General features: G+C 73.5%; 24 protein-coding genes and 1 pseudogene. 8 read left to right on the top strand and 17 right to left on the bottom strand.

The window, feature by feature from the left end; translation table 11 throughout:
* Positions 1–78 precede the first annotated feature (78 nt).
* Positions 79–789 carry a DUF4328 domain-containing protein gene (locus ACQF4J_RS22820; RefSeq protein ID WP_351569202.1) on the top strand — a complete coding sequence of 237 codons (711 nt, stop codon included), beginning with the start codon at positions 79–81 and terminating at the stop codon, positions 787–789.
* A gap of 13 nt (positions 790–802) precedes the next feature.
* Here the strand turns inward: ACQF4J_RS22820 and ACQF4J_RS22815 are convergent, their stop codons facing one another.
* Complete coding sequence (locus ACQF4J_RS22815; protein WP_351804097.1) at positions 803–1,690, bottom strand: SCO2400 family protein; 888 nt, start codon at positions 1,688–1,690, stop codon at positions 803–805.
* Between the two features lie 338 nt (positions 1,691–2,028).
* Between ACQF4J_RS22815 and ACQF4J_RS22810 the strand changes: the two are divergent.
* From ACQF4J_RS22810 to ACQF4J_RS22800, 3 genes and pseudogenes are all read left to right on the top strand, one after another.
* A pseudogene (locus ACQF4J_RS22810) lies at positions 2,029–2,541 on the top strand (serine hydrolase); the annotation flags it as partial.
* Positions 2,538–4,112: an alpha/beta hydrolase gene (locus ACQF4J_RS22805; protein ID WP_427166708.1), complete on the top strand. Its 1,575-nt coding sequence runs from the start codon at positions 2,538–2,540 to the stop codon at positions 4,110–4,112. The pseudogene ACQF4J_RS22810 and the gene ACQF4J_RS22805, both read left to right, overlap by 4 nt.
* Positions 4,113–4,286: 174 nt before the next feature.
* Positions 4,287–5,423 carry a sugar ABC transporter substrate-binding protein gene (locus ACQF4J_RS22800; protein WP_351569188.1) on the top strand — a complete coding sequence of 379 codons (1,137 nt, stop codon included), beginning with the start codon at positions 4,287–4,289 and terminating at the stop codon, positions 5,421–5,423.
* Positions 5,424–5,480: 57 nt separating this feature from the next.
* On the opposite strand, the gene ACQF4J_RS22795 is transcribed toward ACQF4J_RS22800, so the two are convergent.
* Together ACQF4J_RS22795 and ACQF4J_RS22790 are read right to left on the bottom strand one after the other, a co-directional pair.
* On the bottom strand, positions 5,481–6,311 hold the full coding sequence (locus tag ACQF4J_RS22795) for an SAM-dependent methyltransferase (protein ID WP_427166707.1): 831 nt from the start codon (positions 6,309–6,311) through the stop codon (positions 5,481–5,483).
* A gap of 17 nt (positions 6,312–6,328) precedes the next feature.
* Positions 6,329–6,625, bottom strand: coding sequence for a zinc-ribbon domain-containing protein (locus tag ACQF4J_RS22790; protein WP_351569182.1), 297 nt, complete (start codon positions 6,623–6,625; stop codon positions 6,329–6,331).
* A 150-nt stretch (positions 6,626–6,775) separates the two neighbouring features.
* On the opposite strand from ACQF4J_RS22790, the gene ACQF4J_RS22785 reads away from it, so the two are divergent.
* Positions 6,776–7,858 carry an alpha/beta fold hydrolase gene (locus tag ACQF4J_RS22785; protein WP_427166705.1) on the top strand — a complete coding sequence of 361 codons (1,083 nt, stop codon included), beginning with the start codon at positions 6,776–6,778 and terminating at the stop codon, positions 7,856–7,858.
* On the opposite strand, the gene ACQF4J_RS22780 is transcribed toward ACQF4J_RS22785, so the two are convergent.
* The 13 genes from ACQF4J_RS22780 to ACQF4J_RS22720 form a co-directional block, all read right to left on the bottom strand.
* A complete protein-coding gene (locus ACQF4J_RS22780; protein WP_351804160.1) occupies positions 7,840–9,222 on the bottom strand; it encodes a hypothetical protein in 1,383 nt (460 codons plus the stop codon). The genes ACQF4J_RS22785 and ACQF4J_RS22780 overlap by 19 nt on opposite strands.
* A 187-nt stretch (positions 9,223–9,409) precedes the next feature.
* Positions 9,410–10,762, bottom strand: coding sequence for a S53 family peptidase (locus ACQF4J_RS22775; RefSeq protein ID WP_351569176.1), 1,353 nt, complete (start codon positions 10,760–10,762; stop codon positions 9,410–9,412).
* A 170-nt stretch (positions 10,763–10,932) separates the two neighbouring features.
* The gene (locus ACQF4J_RS22770; RefSeq protein WP_351569173.1) at positions 10,933–11,145 is read right to left on the bottom strand and encodes a ferredoxin; all 213 of its coding nucleotides are present in this window, start codon (positions 11,143–11,145) and stop codon (positions 10,933–10,935) included.
* Positions 11,142–12,458, bottom strand: a complete 1,317-nt coding sequence (locus ACQF4J_RS22765; protein WP_351569170.1) for an NADH-ubiquinone oxidoreductase-F iron-sulfur binding region domain-containing protein — start codon at positions 12,456–12,458, stop codon at positions 11,142–11,144. The genes ACQF4J_RS22770 and ACQF4J_RS22765 overlap by 4 nt, the downstream gene beginning before the upstream one ends.
* Positions 12,455–12,595 (bottom strand): hypothetical protein, encoded by a 141-nt coding sequence (locus ACQF4J_RS22760; protein ID WP_427166703.1) that lies wholly within the window; start codon positions 12,593–12,595, stop codon positions 12,455–12,457. The genes ACQF4J_RS22765 and ACQF4J_RS22760 overlap by 4 nt, the downstream gene beginning before the upstream one ends.
* Complete coding sequence (locus ACQF4J_RS22755; RefSeq protein ID WP_427166701.1) at positions 12,592–12,732, bottom strand: hypothetical protein; 141 nt, start codon at positions 12,730–12,732, stop codon at positions 12,592–12,594. Before ACQF4J_RS22755 ends, ACQF4J_RS22760 begins: the two co-directional genes overlap by 4 nt.
* Positions 12,729–12,869: a hypothetical protein gene (locus ACQF4J_RS22750; RefSeq protein ID WP_427166699.1), complete on the bottom strand. Its 141-nt coding sequence runs from the start codon at positions 12,867–12,869 to the stop codon at positions 12,729–12,731. The genes ACQF4J_RS22755 and ACQF4J_RS22750 overlap by 4 nt, the downstream gene beginning before the upstream one ends.
* Entirely contained in the window at positions 12,866–13,006 is a 141-nt protein-coding gene (locus tag ACQF4J_RS22745) for a hypothetical protein (protein ID WP_427166697.1), read from the bottom strand. Before ACQF4J_RS22745 ends, ACQF4J_RS22750 begins: the two co-directional genes overlap by 4 nt.
* Positions 13,003–13,692: a ferric reductase-like transmembrane domain-containing protein gene (locus tag ACQF4J_RS22740; protein WP_351569164.1), complete on the bottom strand. Its 690-nt coding sequence runs from the start codon at positions 13,690–13,692 to the stop codon at positions 13,003–13,005. Before ACQF4J_RS22740 ends, ACQF4J_RS22745 begins: the two co-directional genes overlap by 4 nt.
* Complete coding sequence (locus tag ACQF4J_RS22735; RefSeq protein WP_351569161.1) at positions 13,689–14,726, bottom strand: FAD:protein FMN transferase; 1,038 nt, start codon at positions 14,724–14,726, stop codon at positions 13,689–13,691. Before ACQF4J_RS22735 ends, ACQF4J_RS22740 begins: the two co-directional genes overlap by 4 nt.
* A complete protein-coding gene (locus ACQF4J_RS22730; RefSeq protein WP_351569158.1) occupies positions 14,723–15,103 on the bottom strand; it encodes a hypothetical protein in 381 nt (126 codons plus the stop codon). Before ACQF4J_RS22730 ends, ACQF4J_RS22735 begins: the two co-directional genes overlap by 4 nt.
* A gap of 81 nt (positions 15,104–15,184) precedes the next feature.
* Complete coding sequence (locus ACQF4J_RS22725; protein ID WP_351569155.1) at positions 15,185–16,573, bottom strand: sensor histidine kinase; 1,389 nt, start codon at positions 16,571–16,573, stop codon at positions 15,185–15,187.
* Complete coding sequence (locus ACQF4J_RS22720; protein ID WP_351569152.1) at positions 16,570–17,289, bottom strand: response regulator transcription factor; 720 nt, start codon at positions 17,287–17,289, stop codon at positions 16,570–16,572. The genes ACQF4J_RS22725 and ACQF4J_RS22720 overlap by 4 nt, the downstream gene beginning before the upstream one ends.
* A gap of 201 nt (positions 17,290–17,490) precedes the next feature.
* Here ACQF4J_RS22720 and ACQF4J_RS22715 point away from each other — a divergent pair, with 201 nt between their 5' ends.
* The 3 genes from ACQF4J_RS22715 (at position 17,491) to ACQF4J_RS22705 (ending at position 19,563) form a co-directional block, all read left to right on the top strand.
* Positions 17,491–17,760, top strand: coding sequence for a hypothetical protein (locus ACQF4J_RS22715; protein WP_427166695.1), 270 nt, complete (start codon positions 17,491–17,493; stop codon positions 17,758–17,760).
* A gap of 248 nt (positions 17,761–18,008) precedes the next feature.
* Positions 18,009–18,773, top strand: coding sequence for a GAF and ANTAR domain-containing protein (locus tag ACQF4J_RS22710; protein ID WP_351569146.1), 765 nt, complete (start codon positions 18,009–18,011; stop codon positions 18,771–18,773).
* A 10-nt stretch (positions 18,774–18,783) separates the two neighbouring features.
* Positions 18,784–19,563 carry a GAF domain-containing protein gene (locus tag ACQF4J_RS22705; protein WP_351569143.1) on the top strand — a complete coding sequence of 260 codons (780 nt, stop codon included), beginning with the start codon at positions 18,784–18,786 and terminating at the stop codon, positions 19,561–19,563.
* Between the two features lie 88 nt (positions 19,564–19,651).
* On the opposite strand, the gene ACQF4J_RS22700 is transcribed toward ACQF4J_RS22705, so the two are convergent.
* Positions 19,652–22,855 (bottom strand): alpha-L-rhamnosidase, encoded by a 3,204-nt coding sequence (locus tag ACQF4J_RS22700; RefSeq protein WP_427166694.1) that lies wholly within the window; start codon positions 22,853–22,855, stop codon positions 19,652–19,654.
* Between the last annotated feature and the right edge of the window lie 166 nt (positions 22,856–23,021).

Raw genomic sequence — 23,021 nt, 5'->3', positions numbered from 1 at the left:
GTGTTCACCGCACGCCGGTGCGGTGAACACGGCCTGTCGTCCTGGCGGGTGGGAGGCGGGGTCCGCGAAGATGCCCCGGTGAGCGACCACATAGTGACACCACCCCCCACTCCCCTTCCCGCGCTGCGTCCGGTCCGCACCCCGGCCCGGCTGACCGCCGTCGCGCTCGGCCTGGCCGGTGCCGCCTGGGCGCTGCGGGCCGTCTGGGAGATCCGGCTGGCCGTGACCGGGGAGCCGGCCTCGGGGCCGCCGGACCAGGGCGGCGGCGAACACCGCCCGTTGACCTCGCTGGAGAACGCGTACCACCTGATCAGCAGCGCGGGCGGGATCACCGCGGCGATCTGCGCGATCCTCTTCGTCGTCTGGCTGGACAACGTGCGGGACAACGCGCGCGAACTGTCCGGCAGGCGGCCGCGCTACTCCGGCTTCTGGCTCTACGCGGGCTGGCTGATCCCCGTCGCCAACCTGTGGATCCCGCGCGGCATCGTCGCCGACGTCCACCAGGACAGCGCCCCCGGCGAGCGGCTGCCGCGCTCGCTGAACGTGTGGTGGGCCCTGTGGCTGCTCGGCATGTTCGGCGGCGTGGGCCTGATGTACGCCGACGACACGGACCACGTCATCGCCCGTGCCTACACGGACGTGTGGATGCTGCTCGCGGCCGACGCCGCCGTCGTCGGGGCGGCGGTGGCCGGCGTCTTCGTCGTCCGTGCCGTCACAGCCGTACAACTGCGGTACCTGGACGGCGAGTCGGCGGGTGGGGCCGACTCGTCGGGTGGCAAGGCGGGTTGAGCGGGCGGGCCGCTCAGCTCACGCACACCAGGCCGAGCAGGCAGATCCCGGACGGGGACGTCGACGCCGTCGAGGTGCCCGAGCCGGAGGTGCCCGTGGACTGAGAGGTCCCGGAGGTGTCCGAGCCTCCCGAGGTGGACGTCGAGGACGAGGACGAGGAAGAGGACGACGAGGACGACGTCGAGTTCGACGTCGTGCTCCCGCCGGACGTCGAGGAGTTCGACGTCCGGCCCGACGTCGTGCCGGAGCCACCGCCGGCCGACGTGGAGGTCTGCTGCGTGGAGCCGGCCGTGGTCTTCGTCGAGGGCGTGCCGGCCACGGTGTAGGGCTGCGTGCGCGTCGAGTCGGTGTGGGCCGCGCTGGCGGAACGCTCCTGCGTGACACCGCCGTTCGTGGACGAACCGGAGGGCGTGGCGGCGGGCTTGCGGTGCTTGCCCGTGCCGGCCGGCGGCAGGACGGCATCGCCCTGGTCCGGGCTCTCCGCGACGCCCATGCTCTTCACGTCCGGCGTCTGCGAGGCCTGGGCCTGCTGGCCGGAGCCGCCGCGGTTCATCGCGGAGACGGTCAGTCCGCCGCCGACGAGTGCGACGGCGGTCGCCACGACGGCCCGCCGCTGGTTCTTCTTCCACCGCTCCCGCTGCCGGCGTCGCGCGGCCCTGCCCTCCCGCGTGGGCGCCGGGTCCTCGACGTCGGCGTCGGCGCCGACGGGCTCCGGCTCGTCGTACGCGGGGGTGGCGGCGGTGTGCTCCCGCACCGGCTCCGGCCACGCCGCCGTGGCGGCGGGAGCGGCGACGGCACGGCCGCCGGAGGTCAGCGGCGCGATGTCCGGGGCGTAGGCGCCACAACCGGGGCACACCAGGGCGCCGTTGAGGTGCCGGCGGCACGAGGAGCAGTAGTCCATCCGCTGTCATCCTGACGGTTCGGCGTGTCGCTGTTCGACTTTTCGCATGGGGGGATCGAGCGGGTCGCAACGGTAACGAGGGTTTCGAAAGACTGTGTGGGCCCTGTGTGGTGCTCCTGCGCGGGTTCCCTTCACACTCTCCACCCGTCGGGTGAACGGCCAGGTCAGGAGCGGCTCTCCCGGTCGGGGTGCGAGCTTGTGGCCTTGATCACTCGCCGGGACGTCGGGAGACTGCGGTGGGGCTGTCCCCCCGCGTGGCGGTGGCGTTGACACCACCGGCGAACCGGCCGCCAGCCGGAGTGATCCCGGCAGGGCGCGTGCCTAGCGTGATGAGGCATGGCCACGACACCCGTATCCGGGGCCCGCACTCCCGCAGCTACTTCACGCCGCAGGAGGGCGCGGCCCGCGTCGACGGCACCGACTGGAACATGACCTTCGGCGGCGTCGGCGGCGTCCTGGTCTCCACCCCCGCCGACCTCGCCCGGTTCACGACCGCGCTGCTCGGCGGGCGGCTGCTGCCGGCGGCCCAACTCGCCGAGATGCGGCGGACGGTGGCCGCCGACCCCGACCGGCTGTGGCCGGGAGCCCGCTACGGACTGGGCCTGATCTCCACCCCGCTGCGCTGCGGCGGCCTGTGGTGGGGCCATGCCGGGACCGTGCCGGGCGGCCACCGGGCCCTGACGGCCCTCGGCCCCGACGGACGGAGCGTCGCCGTCGCGCTCAACGAGGTACCGGACTCGTTCGAGGCCGAGCAGGACTTCCAGGCCGTCGTCCAGGCCGCCCTGTGCGAGAACCGGCACCCCGCGACCGGCACCGGGACGACACCGACGACGGAAGGGACCACTTCATGAACCGCGCCGCAGCCTCCTTACGGCGGTACTCGCCCGGAACGGTGAGAAGGGCCGTTCTCGGCCTGGCCGCCACCGCCCTCGCCGCCGGCCTCCTGCCCGCCGCCGCCCTGCCGGCCGCGGCGGCCGCCGACCCTCTCGCCCGCTACCACCACCAGCACCTCACCTGGAAGAGCTGCCTGCGGGGCCCCGACGACGCGATGGGCAAGGAGTTGGAGCAGGCGGGTGCCCGGTGTGCCGACGTGACGGTTCCGCTGGACTACGGCCGGCCCCACGGCCGTACGGTCAGCGTCGCGATCTCCCGCATCCGCGCCACCGACGGCGCCCACCGCGTCGGCGCGCTGCTGCTCAACAGCGGCGGACCCGGCGGGCAGACGATCGGTGACCCGCCGTGGGTGCGGCAGGCGATGAAGGACGTCGGCGCGCGGTACGACATCGTGGGCGTGGACCCCCGTTTCGTCGGCCGCAGCACTCCGCTGGACTGCCACTGGCCGACCGGATCGGCGTTCCGATCGGCGGGCGTCGACCGGGCCGGCTTCGAGCGTGTGGCCCGGTTCTCGGCGGAGCTGGCCAGGCGCTGCCGGACGTACGCGGGGGACCTGCTGCCGCACGCGACCACCCGGAACACCGCCCGTGACATGGACGTCGTGCGGGCCGCGCTCGGCGAGCGGCGGATCTCCTACCTGGGCTACTCCTACGGCAGTTACCTCGGCGAGGTGTACACCTCGATGTTCCCCGCACGCACCGACCGGGTCGTGCTGGACGGGGTGATCTCCCCGGACCGGTACGGCCCCCGGCTGCTGCGCGGTGTGGAGGCGGCCAACCGGCACGCCCTGGAGGGCTGGGCGTCCTGGGCCGCCGCCCGCGACGCCACGTACGGACTGGGCCGCACCCGCGGCCGGGTGCTGGCCGCGGTGGACCGCGTCCAGGCGGCCGCCGCCCGCTCGCCGCTGCGGATCGGCGCCCACCGGGTCGACGAGCACGTGGTGCCCGTCCTCGTCCTCAACGGCCTCTCGCAGGACAATGCCTCCGCGTACGGCGACCTCGCCCAAGGGGTACGGGATCTGCTGCGCGCGGCGGACGGCCGGCGGGTCTCCACCCCGTCCCCGTGGCTGGCCGACGTGCTCGCGTTCGAGCTGACCGGGGCCGAGTCGGCGTACGGCAGCGTCCAGACGTCGATCCTGTGCGGCGACGTGGCCGCCCCGCGCGACCCGGAGGTCTACTGGCGGGACGTGCGACGCGCCCGCGTCCAGGACCCGTTGTTCGGCCCCGTCGCCGAGGACATCAATGCCTGCGCCTCTTGGGACGCGCCCTTGGAGAAGCCCACGACCGTCCGGGCCGACCTCCCCGCCCTGCTGGTCAACGCCACCGGAGACCCGCGCACCACCTATGACGGCGCCGAGGCCGTACGCCGCATGTGGCCCTCCTCGCGCCTGGTCACCCTGCGCGGCGCCGACCAGCACGCGGTGTTCGGCGTCTACGGCAGCGCCTGTGCCGACGCGGCGGTCAACGGCTACCTCGCCACCGGGCGGCTGCCCGAGCGGGATGTCAGCTGTGAGGCACCGCCGAGGTAGGGTCGGCCACTCCTCCGCCACAACCAATCGAAATTACCGTCGGGTTGGGGAGATTCCGTAGAACTGTCGAAACGACAACCGGATGTCTTGACGTGACTCGCGGGCACCGTTTGGCTACTCAGCTACCCGATGGCCCTTTTGCACCTCGCCCGCTCGCCCGGAAGGCACCCGTAAGTGAACGCTCCGACCCCCCGCAGAACCACCGCGGTTCGTCTCGCCCTGCCGCTCGTCGCCGCCACCTCGGCCCTCTCGCTCACCGCGTGCGGTGCGATCGACGCCGTGGGGGGCGGCGACAGCTCCGCCGCTCCGAACCGGCGCAAGGACATCAAGGTGGGGCTGCTGCTGCCGGACAAGGAGACCGCCCGGTTCGAGAAGTTCGACTACCCCCTGTTCAAGCAGCGCGTCGCCTCCCTCACCAGCGGCAAGGGCGAGGTCGTCTACGAGAACGCCGAGGCGAGCGCGACCAAGCAGAGCAGGCAGTTCGCGGACCTGGTCGACCGCAAGGTGGACGTGATCGTGGTGGACGCGGTCGACTCCAAGTCCATCGCCACGGGCGTGCGGAAGGCCAAGGACGCCGGTATCCCGGTGATCGCCTACGACCGGCTCGCGCAGGGGCCGATCGATGCCTACATCTCGCACGACAACGAGCTCGTCGGCGAGGTGCAGGGGCGGTCGATCATCGAGGCCCTGGGCGACAAGGCCGGCACGAGCAAGATCGTGATGATCAACGGTTCGCCCGCCGACCCGAACACCGCCCTGTTCAAGGCCGGGGTGCTGAGCGAGCTGAAGGGTCGGGTGGTCATAGCCAAGTCGTACGACGTCGACGAGTGGCTGCCCGCCACGGCCAAGGCCGACATGCGCAAGGCCATCCAGTCGGTCGGGCTGAACGGCATCGCCGCCGTCTACTCGGCCAACGACGGTATGGCGGGGGCCGCCATCGACGCCCTGAAGGAGGCGGGGGCCACCAAGCTGCCGCCGGTCACCGGGCAGGACGCCAACCTGGACGCGGTGCAGCGGATCGTCGCCGGCGAGCAGAGCATGACCGTCTACAAGTCGTTCCTGCTGGAGGCGACCAACGCCGCGGAGATGGCGGTGGCGAAGGTGCAGGACCGCCACATCGCCTTCGACGCGCTGACCCAGGACTCGGTCGACAGTCCGACGAAGAAGGACATCCCGGCGATGCTCGTGCCGGTGGTCGCCCTCACCAAGGACAACATCAGGGACACGGTGATCAAGGACGGCGTCTACACCGTGAAGGACATCTGCACGCCGAAGTACGCGGCGGACTGTGCGGCCATCGGGCTGAAGTAGGGCCTGCTCCAGGGGCCGGAGCAGGCCGTCGTCCGCGGCTGCCGTGGGTCCGTCCCCTCAGCCGTCCTTGCGGGCCACTCCGCCGTAGATGCCGATCGGCGGGGCATCGGCCTCCGGCGGTTCCTGCGGGCGCCAGTCGGGGACCAGCACCAGGCCCGGCTCGACCAGGGTGAGGCCGTCGAAGAAGTCCAGGACCCGGGCGTGGGCGCGCGGGTTCATGGTGGCGGTGGCGCCGTTGTAGACCTTCACCGCGTCCGCGCGGCCGTCCTCGTGGATGTCGACGGTCGCGTGGGACAGCACGAGGTGGGAGCCGGGCGGCAGGGCGTCGAGGAGGGTGGCCACGACGGCGCCCGGGTCGTCGGCATCGGTGAGGAAGTGCAGCACGGCCAGCAGGAGCAGCGCCACCGGCCGGTCGAAGTCGAGGACCCTGCGCACGTCCGGGTGGTCGAGGACGGCCCGGGGGTCGCGCAGATCGGCCAGGACGACGGAGGTGTCGGTGTCGTCGTCGTCCAGCAGCGTCCGTGAATGGGCGCTGACGATCGGGTCGTTGTCGACGTAGGCCACCCGCGTCCCCGGGGCGACGGCGCGCGCGATCTGGTGCACGTTCGGCTCGGTCGGCAGGCCCGTGCCGATGTCTAGGATCTGCCGGACGCCGCCCTCGGCGACGACGTACCGGACGGCGCGCTCCATGAAGCGCCGGTTCGCCCGGACCGCCGCCCGCACCTCGGGGGCCGCCTTGATGAACCGCTCGGCGGCCTCCTGGTCGACCTCGTAGTTGTCCTTGCCGCCGAGGAAGTAGTCGTACATCCGGGCCGGGTGGGGTCTGCTCGTGTCGATCACGAACGGCTGGGTGCCGTCGGCGCCGTCACCGCCGTACGGGGAACTCATCGTCCCTGAACCGTCCTTCACTGCTGGTAGGGGTTCGGCTGCTGCTGGGGCTGGCCGTACGCCGGTCCGCCCTGCCCGGCGGCGGCCTGCGCCTGCAGCTGTTCCGCCTGCTCCTTGGTCACCTTCTGCTCGGCGCCGCAGAAGGTGCACTGCGTCGCGTACTTGGTGGAGATCGGGAACAGCGGAACGAAGAACAGGGTGAACTTCGTGACGCGCTTGCGCAGCGTGTGGGCGGAGGGATTGCCGCACTGTCCGCATATGAGCGTGAGGATGGCGAGCTGGTAGAGGTACCCCTTGGTGCCAAAAATGATCATAGGGAGCATCCTTCCGGAACGAAGCCTGTCGGCACAGGCTACGACCGCTCCCGGCCGCCCCGAGTGCGTCACCGGCTTGACCGGTGACGAACCCCGTGCGACAGTCAGTCGTCCAGCAGATCGGCGACACGGCCGTCCGGAGGGATTCGCATGATCGACAGGCGTGGTTTCGGCAAGGTGCTGGGGCTCACGACCGGCGCGGCCACCGTCTCGGTGACCGGCCTGCCGGGGCTGCCGGGCGCACAACCCGCGGCCGCGGCCCCGCGCGACGTGGCCCCGCGCGACATGGCAGCGGGCAAGCACACCGGCTTCCCGCGGCTGAAGCGGATCCGGGCCGGCCTGCTGGACGTCGGCTACGCCGAGCTGGGCCCGGCCCACGGCCCCGCGGTCGTCTGTCTGCACGGATGGCCGTACGACATCCACAGCTACGTCGACGTCGCCCCACTCCTGGCCGGCCAGGGCTACCGCGTGATCGTCCCCTATCTGCGCGGCCACGGCACGACCCGCTTCCTGTCCGCGCGGACCTTCCGCAACGCCCAGCAGTCGGCGATCGCCCTCGACGTCATCGCCCTGATGGACGCGCTGAAGATCGAACGGGCCGTGCTGGCCGGCTTCGACTGGGGCTCGCGCACCGCCGACATCGTCGCCGCGCTGTGGCCCGAGCGCTGCACGGCCCTGGTGTCGGTGAGCGGGTATCTCATCACCGACCGCGAGGCCCAGCTCGCACCGATCGCCCCGCGGGCCGAGCACAACTGGTGGTACCAGTACTACTTCGCCACCGAGCGCGGCCGCAGGGCCATGGAGGACCCGGACCTGCGCCACGACCTGACCCGGTTCGTCTGGGACACCGTCTCCCCGACCTGGGACTTCGACGACGCCACCTTCGAGCGCACCGCGGCGGCCTTCGACAACCCCGACTACGCGGCCGTCGTCGTGCACAACTACCGCTGGCGCCTCGGCCTCGCCGACGGCGAGCGCCGCTACGACGGACTCGAGCGGCGCCTGGCCGGGCGGCCGACGATCGGCGTGCCGACCATCACCCTCGACCCCGAGCGCGACCCCTTCACCGTTCCGGGCGGGGGCTCCGCCTACCGGGACAGGTTCACCGGCGCGTACGAGCACCGGACCCTGACCGGCGTCGGCCACAACGTCCCGCAGGAGGCGCCCACCGCCTTCGCCCGGGCGGTCGTCGACGCCGGCCGCCTCGGACAGGGTCAGCTCACGGTGAAGTAGTAGTCGTACGGAGCCAGTTGGCGCCCCGAACCGGTCGTCGCAGTGACCATGAGGTCGTAGTCACCGGCCGTGGAAGGGGTCCAGTCGAGGCTCGCGGCGCCGTCGGCGGCCGCGGGGACGGTGACCTCCGGGTCGCCGTTGAAGGAGTACGTGTAGCTCACCACGTCCTTCACCTTCGGCGTGAGGGTGAAGGTGCCGGGGACGCCCGCGCCGCCGCCGGAGCCGTTCTCGGGGTAGACGTCCGAGGCGACGGTGGGGGTGGTGTCGTAGGAGACGCTCCACGTGCCCTCGTCGCTGACCCAGCCGTCGGCGCTCCTGCTGCTCACCCACAGGCGCTCGCCGTAGAGGCCGTCCAGGGTGAGGGTCACCCGGGCCGTGCCGTCCGCCTCCGCGGGAACCTCGACGGTCCTGTCGTCCGCGCCGCCGGTGGTCTGCACCGAGTAGCTCACCACCGGGCTCCTGGACTGGAGCGCGGGGTCGGGAGTGAGCGTGAAGGTGGCCGGCTCGCCGAACTCGGGCGAGGGGACGGCCGGGGTGACGGTGGGCGCGGTGGAGCTCACACGGAAGGTGTAACTCGTGGTCGCCGAGCCGTTGTGGGCCCGGTCCAGGCTGCGCACCCACAGGGTCAGCACCCCGGAGCCGCGCGGCGGGACCAGGCTGAGCGTGGCCGAACCGTCGGGGTCGGCGCGCTTGAAGTACCGGGTGTCCTCGTACGGGTCGACGGGCTGCGGGATGCCGTGGTCGCCGATGCTCGTGCCGATGACCGGGAGGTCCTGCTGCCAGGAGAACTCGTAGCCGCCGACGTCGTCGACACCGTTCGCGCCGAGCTTGAACTCGACCCGGTCGCCGCCCTGGTTCCACACGTCCGGCGGGTAGTTGGGCGAGGTGAGGGTGGGCGCGTTCGCCGGGTGGGTGTCGTCGATGGTGACGTAACAGGGCGCCGACCAGTCCGAGGCCGCTGTGCCGGAGACGGTCTGCGCCCGCCAGGCGTAGGTCTGTCCGTCGGCGAGGGCGTCGGCGGGCAGGGTGGCCGGGGCCTCGAACCCGGTGCTCGCGTGGTCCCGCGTGACGGTCGTGACGTGCGTCGGGTCGGCGACCGGCCACACCTGGTACCGCACACCGACCGAGGGGTTGCCGTCCGGGTCGGTCGTCCCGGGGACGCCCTCGACGACCAGGCCGGTGCCTGCCCAGAGGTAGGTGGGGCGGTCGGCGTCGGCCGAGCAGTCGCGGTAGCCGTTGAAGAGGTGGGTCGGCGTGGTCGGCGTGCCGGTGGCGGCGCTCGCGGGCGACGCGGCGGCGGCCAGGGCCAGGCCGAGGGTCCCCAGCGAGGCGAGGACGGCACGCGGACGCGCGCCGATGGACATGGTCAAGTGATCCCTCCCGTTCGGATGCCCGCGGCCGGTTCCCGGAGGGGAACTGACGTGCGGGCGGCGAGGGGATCGTATGGGTGTGCCGCCCGAACATGCATGGCAATTAAGGGAGTTGAGGCGGCGGGGGCACGGGAACGGCCCGGGTGGGGACCCGGGCCGTTCCGTGTGCCGTCGTCGTGCGTCAGCCGTGGCGGCTCGCCTTGGCGAGGGCCGGGACGAACTTCAGGGCGTCCACGGTGCCGACGCCGGTGGCGAGGTCGTAGCCGTTGACGGCCTTGTAGCCGGTCACGCCCTGGTAGCTGTTGTTCGTGCCGTCGTTGACGTCCACGATGCCGTTGGCCTTGGCGTGGTGGGCGTACAGGCCGTACAGCGCCTGCTGGATGTTGCCCACCCGGTGGCCGGCCGCCTGGTCGGCGAGCGCGACGATGCCCGCGAAGAGCGGGGTGGCCTCGCTGGTGCCGCCGCTGACGTCCCAGCCCACGGCGGTCGGGTCGTAGCTGGAGTAGATCCAGGCACCGCCGTTGACCGCGGCGGTCATCGAGATGTCCGGGGTGCCGCGGCGGGTGCCGACCTTGCTCTTCACGCCGTTCTGGAACGACGGGCGGGTGAAGACGTGGGACTGGCCGCCGCCGCCGGAGCCGTAGTCGTTGTAGACGCTGTCCGGCTTGACGCGGTTGCCCTTGTCGTCGAGGTGCAGCTGGGTGCCGCCGATCGAGGTGACCAGCGGGTCCGAGGAGGGCCAGGAGTTGACGCGCTTGTTGTAGTACGTCTTGCCGTCCAGCTTCAGGTCGGTCGCGCCGCCGTCACCGGAGGCCGCCAGCACGGTCACGTGCTTGCGGTTCGCGTCCTGGAAGGCGTACCGCAGCTTCTTGATGCTGGAGAAGTCGCCCTTGTCGAAGCCGGGGAAGGTGTTCTCCGTGGCGCCGAAGCTCTGGCTGATGACGTCGCCGACGTTGTGGTCGATCAGGTACTTCTCGGCGTCCATCATCTCCGGCAGACCGGTGGTGCCCTCGGTCTCGGAGACGGCCGTCTCGACGACCACGATCTTGGCGGCGGGCGCCACCGCGTGCGCCATCTCGACGTCCAGGGTGGTCTCGCCCGCCCAGCCCGTCATGTCGGAGTTCTTGGGGTCGAAGGCGGGCACGTGGCCCCACTTGACCACCTTCACCTTGGTGCTCGGCAGCCCGAACTGCCTGCTGTAGACGTCCAGGTCGTGCTGGACGGTCGGCGAGCCGTAGGAGTCGACGATGACGATCGTGCGGCCCTTGCCCGTGACGCCCTTGCGGTACAGGGCGTTGAGGTCGTACGCGGTGCGGTACTGCAGCGGGGTGTAGCAGTTGATGTGCCACTTGGTCTGGCACTGCTCGCTGGTCAGCGGGCTGCTCACGCCGTGGACCAGGGTGTGTCCGGCGACGGCCGGTACCGCCAGGGTGTGCGGTACGGCGGCGGGTGCGGCGGTCCCCAGGGCGGTGACCGCGAGGGCGGCGACGGCCGTGGCCGCGGCGACGCCCAGCCCGGTGCGGGCTATGTGCATGAATCCCCCTGCGATTCGAGGTCTCACGAAAAGTGATCGCGGTCATATGAGGTGATCGCGAATGGTCTTCGCGCATCCCATCGAATGGGTCATGCACAGTTCAAGGCCGTTGAACGGACGATGCCGAACCCTTTACCGGGCGATGGCCGGAGCGGGCAGCGATGTGCCGCTCACCGGCCTTCCCGGTCCGCGTGCAGGGCCAGGACAGGGCACGCGGCCACGGCACGGCGGGCGTGGGCGTGCAGATGGGAGGGGATCTCCTTCCCCTTGAGGATCGGGTAGCCCCACTCGTCCAACTCGACCAGTTCCGGCAGGAGTTCGGCGCACAGACCCTGCCCGGTGCAGGTGGCGCGGTCGACGCGGAGGGTGCGGGTACGGGTCATCGCCAGGTCTCCGGGGGTGTGGCCGCGGGAACCTGCAGCCGGGGCGGGCGCCGCGCGGCGGGGCAGGTGCCGTGGGTGAGGTGGTGCTCGACGTCGTCCGCGAAGCACTCCAGGGCGGAGGCGGCGATGCGGGCCGCGCCGTCGGGATGGCGGCAGGCCCCGCGGTCGGGCAGCAGACCGGTACGCCGGCGCAGCCGCGACAGCAGGATCGCGTCGGCCTGCCCGGCGGCCAGGGCGGCGAAGTCGTCGGCGACCGCGGGCAGTCCGAAGCGGCAGGGGCCGCACTGCCCGGCGCTGTGCGCGGCCAGGTAGGCGAGGATGCGGGCCGTCTCGGTGAGCCCGCAGGCGGAGCGGGGCAGGGCGACGAGCACGCCCGCGCCCGGCGCGGCGCCCAGCCGGGCCAGGTCGTACCGGGTGAGTGGCGTGCCCAGGTGCTCGGCCGGCAGCCAGGTGCCGGCGAAACCGCCCAGCAGCACCGCCCGCAGCGGCTCGACGGCTCCCCCGGCCCGGTCCAGGACCGTGGCGAGTGGCGTGCCGAGCGCCACCTCCAGGACACCCGGCGCGGCGACCGCACCGGAGACGGTGACGAGCGTGGTGCCGGGCTCGTCCGGCGTGCCCGCCTGCCGGAACCAGCCGGGGCCGTAACGGGCGACGAGGGCGAGGTGGGCGAGGGTCTCGGCGTTGTGCACGAGGGTCGGGCGGCGTCCGACGCCGCGTTCGTGACTGCGCGGCGGGGCGCCGAGCGGGCGGGCCTCGCCCCCGTTGAGCCAGCGCACCAGGGACGTCGACTCGCTGGAGACGTAGGCGTGCGGCAGGGCGTGCGGGCGCAGGTCGACCTCGTCGAGGCAGGCGGCCCGGCGCTCGTCGACGGCCCTGCGCAACTGCCAGTACTGCGCCGAGCGGCCGCGCGGCACGCACAGGTGCACGGTGTCGGCGCCGACGGCCTCGGCGGCCAGGACGGCACCGTCGAGGACGAGGTGCGGGGCCACGGCGAGCAGGAACTGGTCCTTGTGGCTGGCCGGTTCGCTCTCCATGGCGTTGACGACGACCACGGGCCGGCCGCGTCCCGCCGCGACCGCGCGCAACTTCTCGGCCGTCGGGAACCCGGCGCCGCCGCGCCCGGTGAGCCCGGCCGCCTCCAGGGCCCGGATCAGCGGCGTGGACCGGTGGTTGCCGCGGGCCGCGGTGACCGGCGGCGAGCCGTGGCGGCGCAGGTGGTCGGTCAGGTCGGCCGGGCGTCCGGTGGCGTACCAGCCGGACAGCAGCCGGGACTCGGTCGCGGCCCAGGTGGCCTGATCGGCGGGAGCGTTCACCGGCCACCTCCGAGGTGCAGGGCCGTGGTGAGGGCGGCGCGCCGGGGCAGGCGGGGTTGGATCGGATCGGCGTACTGGCCGGACAGCAGCCGGGATTCGGTCGCGGCCCAGGTGGCCTGATCGGCGGGAGCGTTCACCGGCCACCTCCGAGGTGCAGGGCCGTGGTGAGGGCGGCGCGCCGGGGCCGGCGGGGTTGGAGCGGATCGGCGTACTGGCCGGACAGCAGCCGGGATTCGGTCGCGGTCCAAATGGCCTGATCGGCGGGAGCGTTCACCGGCCACCTCCGAGGTGCAGGGCCGTGGTGAGGGCGGCGCGCCGGGGCCGGCGGGGTTGGAGCGGATCGGCGTACTGGTCGGACAGCAGCCGGGATTCGGTCGCGGCCCAGGTGGCCTGATCGGCGGGAGCGTTCACCGGCCACCTCCGAGGTGCAGGGCCGTGGTGAGGGCGGCGCGCCGGGGCCGGCGGGGTTGGAGCGGATCGGCGTACTGGTCGGACAGCAGCCGGGATTCGGTCGCGGTCCAAGTGGCTCGCTTGGCGGGAGCGTTCACCGGCCACCTCCGAGGTGCAGGGCCGTGGTGAGGGCGGCGCGCTGGGCCCAGCCGGGCTGCAGCGGCCCGGCGGCCAGGAACGCGGTGAGCACGACGGGTACGGCGCCCGCGCCGAGCGCGGCGGCCAGCCGCCCGGCGGCCCGTCCCGGACCGGCCTTCGCCAGCCGCCACCACACGGCGCCGACCACGGAGACCAGGCATCCGGCGTACAGCCACAGCTGGAGGGAGAGCCGGGTGTCCGTGCCCGTGCCGGCGCCGTGGAAGAGGGCGAACGGCCAGGCCGCGTAGGCCAGCCAGTGCACCGCCTTCCAGCGCCGTGCCCCGATCCGCAGCCGCAGCGCGCTGGTCACCAGCACCGCCAGCAGCAGATCGAACGCGACGGTGCCGAGCCCGAGCCACAGCGGCCGGTAGGAGGCGGCGAACGGCAGCACCGTCACCGCCCAGCCCAGGTGCACGAACGGGTCGAGCACCGCGGTGACCACGTGCAGCACGAGGAACACCAGGGTCAGGACGGACAGGTTGCGGTGCAGCCGGCCGATCTCGAAGCGGCCGATCGTGCGGGGCGCGGCCCGGCCGCCGGAGGCGATGCCGAGCACCACGGTGGCGGTGAGCAGCAGCAGCGCCAGGGTGCCGCCGGCGCGGCTGGCGTACCAGAGCGGGCTGCCGACCAGGGCGAGGGTGGTCATCGGGGACCTCCGTCGGGGGAGTCGAAGTCGTCGGGCGGCCAGCCGCCCAGTCGCAGGACGTGTCCGTCCGCCGCGACCAGCCGGGCCGGCAGGCCGGTGCCGCGCAGCCAGTCGGCGGCCGCGTGGCCCCGTACGATCGCCGCCGTGCTCGCGGCGTTGGCGTCCACGCAGGTCGCGGCGGCGACGGTGACGGTGCGCCAGACGGGGGCGGCGCATTCGCCGGTGGCCGGGTCGACGATGTGGTGCACGGTGCGGCCGCCGCGGCGCCAGGCGCGCACCCGGACGCCGGAGGTCGCCAGGGCGCCGGCCGTCACGGTGACGACGGGGTCCTGGCCGGGCTGCGGGCGGGAGTGGTCGTCGGCCAGCGCGATCCGCCAGCCGCCCTCGGGGGCGTGGCCGGCCACCGCGAGATCGCCGCCCAGGTTGACCACCACCGCGCAGCCGGCGGCGGCCGCGGCCCGGCGGGCGGCCCGGTCGGCGGCCAGCGCCTTGGCGGTCGCGCCCAGGTCGAGTGAGGTGTGCGGGGGCAGGCGCAGGACCGAGGTGCGGGGGTCCCAGGCGATCCGGCGCCAGCCGGGGGCGGGCCGGAACACCGGCAGGGGGCGGGCGTCCTCGGGCCGTACGGAGGCGAACGTACGGTCGTAGCCGAGCGCGATCACCGCCCGTCCGACGGTCGGGTCGACCGCCCCGTCGGTGAGTTCGGCCGCCCTGAGCGCGGCCTGGAGCGCCTCGGCGAACCGCGGGCCGACCCGTACCGGTGAGCCCGCGGCCAGGTTCACCCGGCTCAGCTCGGAATCGGCCCGAAACCGACTGCACGCCAGGTCGATCGCCGCCAGCTCCTCCCGCAGCACCTCCTCGGCGACGCCCGCCGCCCGCGGATCGTCCACGAGCAGCACGGCGGTGGTACCGAGCGCGGGGAACGCGACCTCGACGGGCTCGTCCGTCTGCCGGGGCGGGGACGGGGGCGGCGGCGCGGCGTTGGCCCGGTGTCGGGGCGCGGGCGGCGGGGGCGGGGCCGTGGTCGGGGGTGTCATGACGCGCCCGTCGTGGTCTGGGGTTGCTGCTGGGTGGGGGTGGGGGGCTGGGCGGGGGACTGGAGGGCCGGTTGGCGGGCGCCTCCGTCGTCGTCGCCCTCCTCCTCGCCGCCGTCGTCCCCGCCCGTGCGGTGGGTGGTCGCGGAGGAGGACGGTGCCGCCGGGTTGTGCGCCACCGGGCCGGCGGGGGCCGGGGAGGCCGAGCCGCCGGGCAGGACGTGGGTGTACACGGCGCCCAGGGCGGCGGTGCCGGCGACGGCCGCGGCGGCGATCCAGCCGGTCAGGCCGCGGATGCGCGTCAGTCCGCGATCACGGGCGCGCGCCGCGCCGGCGGACGACACGGCGGACGGGTCGTAGTCGGGGGGCGGGTACGACATGGCAGCGGCTCCTGGAGGATCGGCGGCCCACTTTCGGCTGCGTGCATCTCCAGACTCCGCGGGCGCCCCCCTGGAACCCGCTCACCTCTCCTTCAGAACCGGTAAAGATCTCGGCCCCGTCGACTCCCGCGTCCACAGCGGCAGTTCCATTACGACGGTCAGCCCGCCCCCCGGGGTGTCCTCCAGCCGTACCGTCCCCCCGTTCACCGTGACCAGCCGGTGCACGATGGCGAGACCCAGCCCGCTGCCCCGGGCCTCGGGATTGCCGAACCGGTGGAACGCCACCTCCTTGGCCGCAGCGTCCATTCCCGGCCCGTCGTCGACCACTCGGAGCTCTGCCGACCGCCCCGCCACCACGCGCCGCGCGACGGTCACCCGGCCCTCGTCGTCCACGGCGTCCAGGGCGTTCGCGATGAGGTTGTCGAGGACCTGCTCCAGATGCCCGCCGCCCAGCGCCGCGGCCGGAGCGGGCCCGGCCGCGGCCGTCAGCCGTACGCCTCGCTCCTCCGCCACGGGCGCCCAGGCGGCCACCCGTTCCTCCACCACCTCGGCGACCGGTACGGCGACCGGCCGGGGCGTGGTCTGCTCGGCGCGCGCCACCGCGAGCAGCCCGTCGACCAGCCGGGACAGCCGGGCGATCTCCACCTGCGCGGCGGCCAGCTCCGCCGCGGTCTCGCCCCGCGCCCCGGCGGCCAGCACGTCCAGCCGCAGCCGCAGCGCGGCGAGCGGGGTGCGCAGCTGGTGCGAGACATCGGCGATCACGGCCCGGTGCCCGTGCACCAGCGCCTCCGTACGCCCCGCCATCGTGTTGAAGGTGGTGGCCAGCCGCCGTACCTCCGGCGGCCCGCCGTCGACGACGGCCCGTTCCCCCAGGTTCCCCTCGCCCAGCCGCTGGGCGGCCGCGTCCAGTGTGGACAGCGGACGGCTCACCCAGCGGGCGAGCCGCACGGACAGCAGCACGCACGCGGCGAGCGCGAGCGCGCCGATCCCGGCGGACCAGCCCCAGATCGCGGCGATACGGGCGTCGAGCGGCGCGGCGGAACGGGCCAGGACGACGGCCCCGGCGGGCTGCCGCACGTCGCCGGCCGGCTCGGCGGCCAGCAGCCGTCCCTCGTTCTGCGGCGGTTCCGGCTCGTGCCCGGCGAGCACCCGCCCCACCAGCTCGTCGGCCTCCTCGCCCCGGGCGGCCTTGCAGGGCGTACTGGCGACCAGGCGACCCGAGCCGTCGTAGACGGCGGCGCAGTCGCCCGCCTCGGCCGCCGCGTGGAGCTCCTTGTCCATGGCCGCGGCCGACCGGTGGTCGGAGAGGTGCTCCTCGGCCGCCGCGGCGATCACCCGGGTCGCCGCCTGCTGGTCGTCGCGGAAGGACACCCGTTCCCGGGCCGTCATCAGCACACCGAGGGGCACCACCGCCAGGACCAGCAGCGCGGTGGTCAGGACCAGGAAGGTCAGGGCGATGCGTCGGCTCACGGCGGCTTCCCGGCCCCTTCGGCGTCCGCGACGGCCCCGAGCCGGAACCCGTGCCCGTACACCGTCTCGATCAGCCCCGGCACGCCGAGCTTGCGCCGCAGGGCCGCGACGTGCACGTCCAGGACCTTGGTGGGGCCGTACCAGTGGGCGTCCCAGGCCCGTTCCAGGATCTCCTGCCGGCTCACCGTCCGTCCCGGATCGGCGCTCAGGCACTCCAGGATCCCGAACTCCTTGGGGGTCAGCGCGACGGGCCGGCCCTCCACCGACACCTGCCGGGTGCGCAGGTCGACGGTGAGCGGGCCGTGCCGCAGGATCTCGGGGCCGCTCGGGCGCCGGCGGCGCAGCACGGCCCGCATCCGGGCCATCAACTCGGCCAGCCCGAACGGTTTGACCAGGTAGTCGTCGGCCCCCTGGTCCAGGGCCACCACCCGGTCCGCCTCCTCGCCGCGTGCGGTGACCGCGATGATCGCGGCGTCCGAACGGGCCCGCAGCCGTCGGCACACCTCGACACCGTCGATGTCCGGCAGTCCCAGGTCGAGCAGGACGACGTCGGGGGAGGGGGCCGCCAGGGCCGCCCGTCCGGTCCGGACGCCCTCCACCACATAGCCGGCCTGCCGCAGGCCGCGCACCAGGGAGTCGGCGATGCCGCGGTCGTCCTCGACGACCAGCACCCGTGTCTCCTCGAAGGCGCCGGCGGCCTGCCCGCTCGTGCTCACGACCGCCTCCCGGCGCGCTGAGGTGCCCCGCCTGCCAGCATCCCAGCCTGCGCGCCCGCCCGCACCGGCGAAAGGGGCCGTTCGTCCCTGCGGACGACCGGCCCCGCAAACCTGTCCCGGCTCAGGGAGCCGACGCGAGCAACTGGGGGAGTGAGTCTTGATCAGGGTGTTGGTCCAGCGCATCCGGCGCAGGGTCTGCGGGTGGCAGGCGGTGGCGGGTTCGAGGAGGTCGTCGGCGCCGGTCGCCCGCGCGGCCCGGGCGAGCATCTCCCAGTCGAGGGAGTTGCCGACGGCGGCGAGGTGGAGCCGGCGCGGGTCCCCGACCCCGCACCGAGCCGGCCGGGGGCGTGGCCGACGGACGGGCAGCGGGAGGAGCTCACCGCCCTGGCGGGCGACCTCGCGGCCCGGCGCTGCTGGTACCGGCGCACCGTCGTCCTCGACGCGCTCGAATACCTCCACCGGCATCGCTGAGAACGGGCGGGCCGGGTACCCGGCGGCCATCCGAGGACATGGGGGCCGACACGGGCGAACCGACCCCGTCGCAGGCGGAGGCCGACGAGGACGCGGCCGGGGAGAAGAAGAGCGAGCTCAAGAGCGGGCAGCGGGCGGGCGGCCGGCCCGGTCCCTGACGGACATCGCCGTACGCACATGGTCCGTGCCCGTGTGTGCCAAGATCGGGCGGGACCGGTGCGCGGCACGGCCGCGGGGAGGTGAGGGGCATGGCGGATGGCGATGTGCTGGGCGGTGGTGACGCCGAACGGGCGATGGAGATCGAGCGTGCCCGCATCGCCCACGAGCTCATCGCCGCGGTGGGCGGCCTGCGGCCGCCCGAGGTGCCGGAGGCGCTGTGCCGTGCCTGCTGCCGACTGCTCCCGCTGGCGACCGGCCTGTCGGTGACGGTGGCCGGGAACAACGACGGCACGGGCATAGTGCTCTGCGCCAGCGACGACGTCGCCACCCGACTGGCCGACATCCAGTACACCCTCGGCGAGGGCCCCAGCCCGGAGGCCGTCCGGCTGCAGGCGCCCGTGTTCGCGCCGGACCTGACCCGCCCTCCCGACACCCGCCGCTGGCCGCTGTTCTCCGTCCAGGCGATCAAGTCGGGCGCGCAGTCGGTGTTCTCGCTGCCCCTGGCCGGTGCCGGGCACGCCCTGGGCACCCTCGACCTGTACCGGCGGGCCTCCGGCTCACTGACCGGAGCCCACCTCCGCACCGCCCTGCTCGTGGCGGACGCGGTGACTCTCGCCGTCATCGCGCTCGATCACGCTTCTCCGGCCCCCGATGGAGTCGTAACGTGGCTGGCAGGTGCGGAGGCGGACCGCGAGGAGGTGCACCACGCCACAGGAATGATCATGGTGCGACTGGGAGTGAGCGCCGAGGAGGCCCTGCTACGGCTGCGCGCCCGGGCCTTCGCCCAGGGGCGCACCGCGACCGAAGTCGCCCGTGCCATCGTCGACCGGACCATGAACCTGGGCGATGACTGAGGACAACCAGATGTCGGCCACAGCGCGCGACCACGAAGCCGGGGAGGCGAGCATGAACCGCGAGCGGGAGCTGGCGCAGGCGTTCGTCGCCCTGTCGGACACCTACGCCGCCGAGTTCGACCCCCTGAGTCTGTTCCGCCGCCTGGTCCACACCTGCCGGGACCTGTTCGACGTGGACGCGGTGGCCGTGATGATCGCGGACGCCCGGGGCGGTCTGAAGACGATGGCGGCGACCGACGAGGACGCGGCGTTCATGGAGCTGCTGCAGATGCAGAGCGGCCAGGGCCCCTGCATGGACTGCTACCGCTCCGGCGAACCGACGAGCGTCCCCGACATCGACGCCGAGCACGAGCGCTGGCCCGCACTGGTCACGGCCATGACCGCCACCGGCTACCGGTCCCTGCAGGCGATCCCCATGCGGCTGCACGAGCGTTCCCTGGGCGGCCTCACCCTGCTGCGCCGGCGCGCCGGACACCTGGCGGCGGACGACGTCCATCTGGCGCAGGCCCTCGCCGACTCCGCGTCGCTGGGCCTGATGCACTGGTCCACCGAGCCGGCCCGCGCCGACGACGTCGTCACCCGCGTCCAGAGCGTCATCGCGGCGAAGGCCACGCTCGACATCGCCAGGGGCATGCTCGCGGAGTACGCGGGGTCGACCGTCGGCGAGGCCGCACGCATGCTCGACGTCTACGTCGGCAGGCGGCGCGTCCGACTCACCGAGACCGCCTACGCCCTGGTCACCCGCGCCCTGGACCCGGCCGACGTCCTGGCGTCACGCACGAGCGGCTGAACCCGCCGGCGAGCCTGCGCGCAGGCGGCCTGAACCACCGGCCGGGGCGTCCCCGCCCCGACCGGTACTCATTCCCCTCAGGCCTCCCTCAGACAGCGAAGTGGTGCGTGCCGGAGCCGACCCGGTAGACCGCGCTGCCCTCCTCCTGGCGCAGGAAGGTGCCCGCCGCGCGGGTGACGGCCTGTGCGGAGGGCGCCGGGATCCACACCTCGGCGGTCGTGTTGGGCGGCACCTCGCAGGTGAGCGTGAAGTGCCCGTCCCGCTGCCGCCACCGGGTGGCGACCGGGCCGTGCACCGAGTCGAACCGGGCGCGAGCGGTGGTGACCCCACCGCCGGGGCGGGGCCGGACGACGATCTCGCGGTAGCCGGGCCGGCCCGCCGCGATGCCGGCGATGTTCGCGTACATCCACTCGCCGACCGAGCCGTAGGCGTAGTGGTTGAAGGAGTTCATGGCCGGGTCCTGGAAGCTGCCGTCCGGCCGCACGGAGTCCCAGCGTTCCCACATCGTCGTGGAGCCCTTGTCGATCTGGTAGCCCCAGCTGGGGAAGGACCGCTGCGCCAGCAGGCGGTGGGCGACGTCGGTGTGCCCGGTGTCGGTCAGGACGGGCAGCAGACGTGGCGTGCCGAGGAACCCGGTCGACAGATGCCAGTCACGGGCCTCGATCAGCGCGACCAGCCGGTCGGCCGCCGCCTTGCGCACCGCGTCCGGCAGCAGGTCCATCGACAGCGCGAGGACGTACGCCGTCTGCGTGTCACCCTTCACCCTGCCGTCGGAGGAGACATAGGCGTTCTGGAAGGCGGTGCGTATCCGCCCGAACAGGCCGGCGTACGGTACGGGGTCCTCGCCGAGCGCCTTGGCCGTCCGGGCCGCGAGGTCGGCGGCGTGCGCGAAGTACGCGGTGGCGATGACGTCCTTGGGCGTCTCGTCGTCGACGTTGAGCCAGTCGCCGTACCCCTCGGCCGGACGCAGGAGCCCGTCGCTGTGCTTCTCCAGCCAGTCCAGCCAGATCCGCACCGACGGCCAGGCGTCCTCGAGGACCCGCCGGTCGCCGTAGGCCTGGTAGAGGGCCCAGGGGACGGTGACGCCCGCGTCGCCCCAGCCCGCGGTGCCGTTGCCGACGGTGCCGACCATCGGCGCCACGTCCGTGAACGAGCCCTCCGCGGTCCGGGAGTCCCGCAGGTCGACGAGCCACTTGGACAGGAAGCGGGCCGACTCCATCGTGTAGGCGGCCGTCGGCGCGAAGACGTTGATGTCCCCGGTCCAGCCCAGCCGCTCGTCGCGGGCCGGTGTGTCGGTGGGGACGGACAGGAAGTTGCCGCGCTGTCCCCAGGTGATGTTGCTGTGCAACTGGTTGAGCATCGGCACGTCGGTCTCGAAGTCGAGGGTGAAGGGGGCGTCCGTGTGCATGACGCGGCCGGTGACGGCCCGCGTGGAGGGCGTACCGGGGAACCCGGTGACCTCGACGTAGCGGAATCCGTGGAAGGTGAAGCGCGGCTCGTAGACCTCCTCCCCCCGCCCCTTGCAGGTGTAGGTGTCGGTCGCCGCCGCGCTGCGCAGGTTCGCGGTGTAGAGGGTGCCGTCCGGGTTGAGCACCTCGGCGTGTCTGAGCCGGACGGTCGTCCCGGCGGGGCCCGTCACCCGCAGCCGTACCGAGCCGACCATGTTCTGCCCGAGGTCGAGGACGAAGACGCCCGGTTTCGGCTGGGTCACCCGCTTCGGTGTCAGCTCCCGCTCCACGCGCACCGGACCGTCCACCTGCGCGACGATCAGACCGGGCCCGACATCGCCCTCGCCGCGCACGCCGAGCCAGCCGCCGTCGTCGAAGCCGGGCGAGGTCCAGCCGGGGGTCTCCTTGCGGGCGTCGTACGTCTCGCCGTTCAGCAGGTCGGCGGCCACGATCGGCCCGCCCGCGGCCCGCCAGTCGGTGCCTGACGTGACGCGCTCGCTCGTCCCGTCGGCGTACTCCACCTCCAACTGTGCCAGGAACGAAGGGTGTTGGCCGTACTGTCCGGGGCCGAACATGCCGACGTTGCCCGCGTACCAGCCGGGGGCCAGGTACACCCCGATCGCGTTCGCGCCGGGCCGCAGCAGGGCGGTGACGTCGTAGGTCTGGTACTGCACGCGGGTGCGGTAGTCCGTCCAGCCGGGGGCGAGCCGATCGCGGCCCACACGGCCGCCGTTGAGGTGGGCCTCGTACAGGCCGAGCGCCGTGGCGTACAGCCGCGCGCGGGCCACCTTCCGGCGCGGCAGCGTGAACTCGTGGCGCAGTTGCGTGACGGCGTACGACACCGGGACGACCCGTCCCCACGGCCCGCCGCCCCACGCGGCCGCCACCCCGGCCGCGGGCCAGTCGCCGTCGTCGAAGCCCGACTCCCGCCATCCCGTGGGCGGTTCGTGGTCCGTTGCCTTCCAGGACCCGTCGGTGAAGACCTTCTCCTCACCGGAGGCGGTGCGTACGACGAGGACGGCGAGGAGCCCGGCCGGGCCTTCGGTGGCCTTGGTGGCCGAGACGGCGACAACGTTGTCCTCCCCGGCGCGCACGCGGTCGAGCACGTCGATCACGGCCGGTCTGCGCCAGTCCTCGTGGTCCGTGTCGAGGTCGGTGCGGGCCACCTCGACCCCGTTCAGGGAGACGGCGTAGACGTTGTCGGCGGTGATGGCGAGCGTCGCCGCCGTGATGCCGGCGGGCAGTGCGACGGTACGGCGGAAGAAGCGGGTCGCCGCCGGCACGCCGGCCGTGGCGTCCCCCTCGGGGAACCAGATCCAGGAGCCGCCCTCGAAGGACGGCGCGTCCGTGAGACCCGCCGGTGCGGAGATCCAGTCGGCGGCCCACCGGCCGGTCGTCATGAGCCCGGTCTCCCACCACGAGGGCGCGCTCCACCCGGAGGTCCGGCCGTCGCCGTCCCACACGCGTACGGACCAGAAGTAGCGGGTGCGCGGCCGGAGTTCGGGTCCGGCGTAGGGCACGAGCACGGACTCGCCGGACGTGACCCTGCCGCTGTCCCAGACGTCCGGACGGGACGGCAGGAGCGACGCGTCGGTGGCCACCCGGACCTGGTAGCCGCTCTGCCGCACGTCCGTCCCCTCGGACACCAGCGGCCAGCTCAGCCGGGGGTGCGGGACGTCGAGACCGAGGGGGTGTTGGACGTACTCCACGGTCGGCGCGGCGACGCGCGGCCCGCTCCCCCCGGCCGCCCGGGATGCGGGCCGGGCGCCCGCCGGTGCCGCGTCGACGGCCGCCGCCACGACGGTGGCGGCGGCGGTCGCGAGAATGTTCCTCCTGCTGATCACTACGACTCCTCACTCACGGGGAATGGATGAATCGATTCAAAACGGAGAGGCGTGGGTACCGTAGAGCCGTGCGGGGTGTGGGTCAATCGTTGTGTCACGATTGATCTGCCGAGTGATCTACCGATTGATGTGCCGATTGATGTACCGATTGAACGGTTTCAATCGA

This window comes from Streptomyces sp. C1-1, from assembly GCF_050214755.1.
Classification (GTDB): Bacteria; Actinomycetota; Actinomycetes; order Streptomycetales; family Streptomycetaceae; genus Streptomyces.
The sequence above is the reverse complement of the archived record's forward strand: the minus strand, read 5'-3'. Positions and strand labels throughout refer to the sequence as shown.

Excerpts from the sequence above, each read along its gene's own strand:
- ACQF4J_RS22735 (WP_351569161.1), bottom strand. The coding sequence starts at position 14,726 with ATGACACCCCCGACCACGGCCCCGCCCCCGCCGCCCGCGCCCCGACAC.
- ACQF4J_RS22785 (WP_427166705.1), top strand. The coding sequence starts at position 6,776 with ATGATCGACAGGCGTGGTTTCGGCAAGGTGCTGGGGCTCACGACCGGC.
- ACQF4J_RS22705 (WP_351569143.1), top strand. The coding sequence starts at position 18,784 with ATGTCGGCCACAGCGCGCGACCACGAAGCCGGGGAGGCGAGCATGAAC.
- ACQF4J_RS22790 (WP_351569182.1), bottom strand. The coding sequence starts at position 6,625 with ATGATCATTTTTGGCACCAAGGGGTACCTCTACCAGCTCGCCATCCTC.
- ACQF4J_RS22730 (WP_351569158.1), bottom strand. The coding sequence starts at position 15,103 with ATGTCGTACCCGCCCCCCGACTACGACCCGTCCGCCGTGTCGTCCGCC.
- ACQF4J_RS22775 (WP_351569176.1), bottom strand. The coding sequence starts at position 10,762 with ATGCACATAGCCCGCACCGGGCTGGGCGTCGCCGCGGCCACGGCCGTC.
- ACQF4J_RS22780 (WP_351804160.1), bottom strand. The coding sequence starts at position 9,222 with ATGTCCATCGGCGCGCGTCCGCGTGCCGTCCTCGCCTCGCTGGGGACC.
- ACQF4J_RS22770 (WP_351569173.1), bottom strand. The coding sequence starts at position 11,145 with ATGACCCGTACCCGCACCCTCCGCGTCGACCGCGCCACCTGCACCGGG.
- ACQF4J_RS22795 (WP_427166707.1), bottom strand. The coding sequence starts at position 6,311 with ATGAGTTCCCCGTACGGCGGTGACGGCGCCGACGGCACCCAGCCGTTC.
- ACQF4J_RS22805 (WP_427166708.1), top strand. The coding sequence starts at position 2,538 with ATGAACCGCGCCGCAGCCTCCTTACGGCGGTACTCGCCCGGAACGGTG.
- ACQF4J_RS22815 (WP_351804097.1), bottom strand. The coding sequence starts at position 1,690 with ATGGACTACTGCTCCTCGTGCCGCCGGCACCTCAACGGCGCCCTGGTG.
- ACQF4J_RS22710 (WP_351569146.1), top strand. The coding sequence starts at position 18,009 with ATGGCGGATGGCGATGTGCTGGGCGGTGGTGACGCCGAACGGGCGATG.
- ACQF4J_RS22740 (WP_351569164.1), bottom strand. The coding sequence starts at position 13,692 with ATGACCACCCTCGCCCTGGTCGGCAGCCCGCTCTGGTACGCCAGCCGC.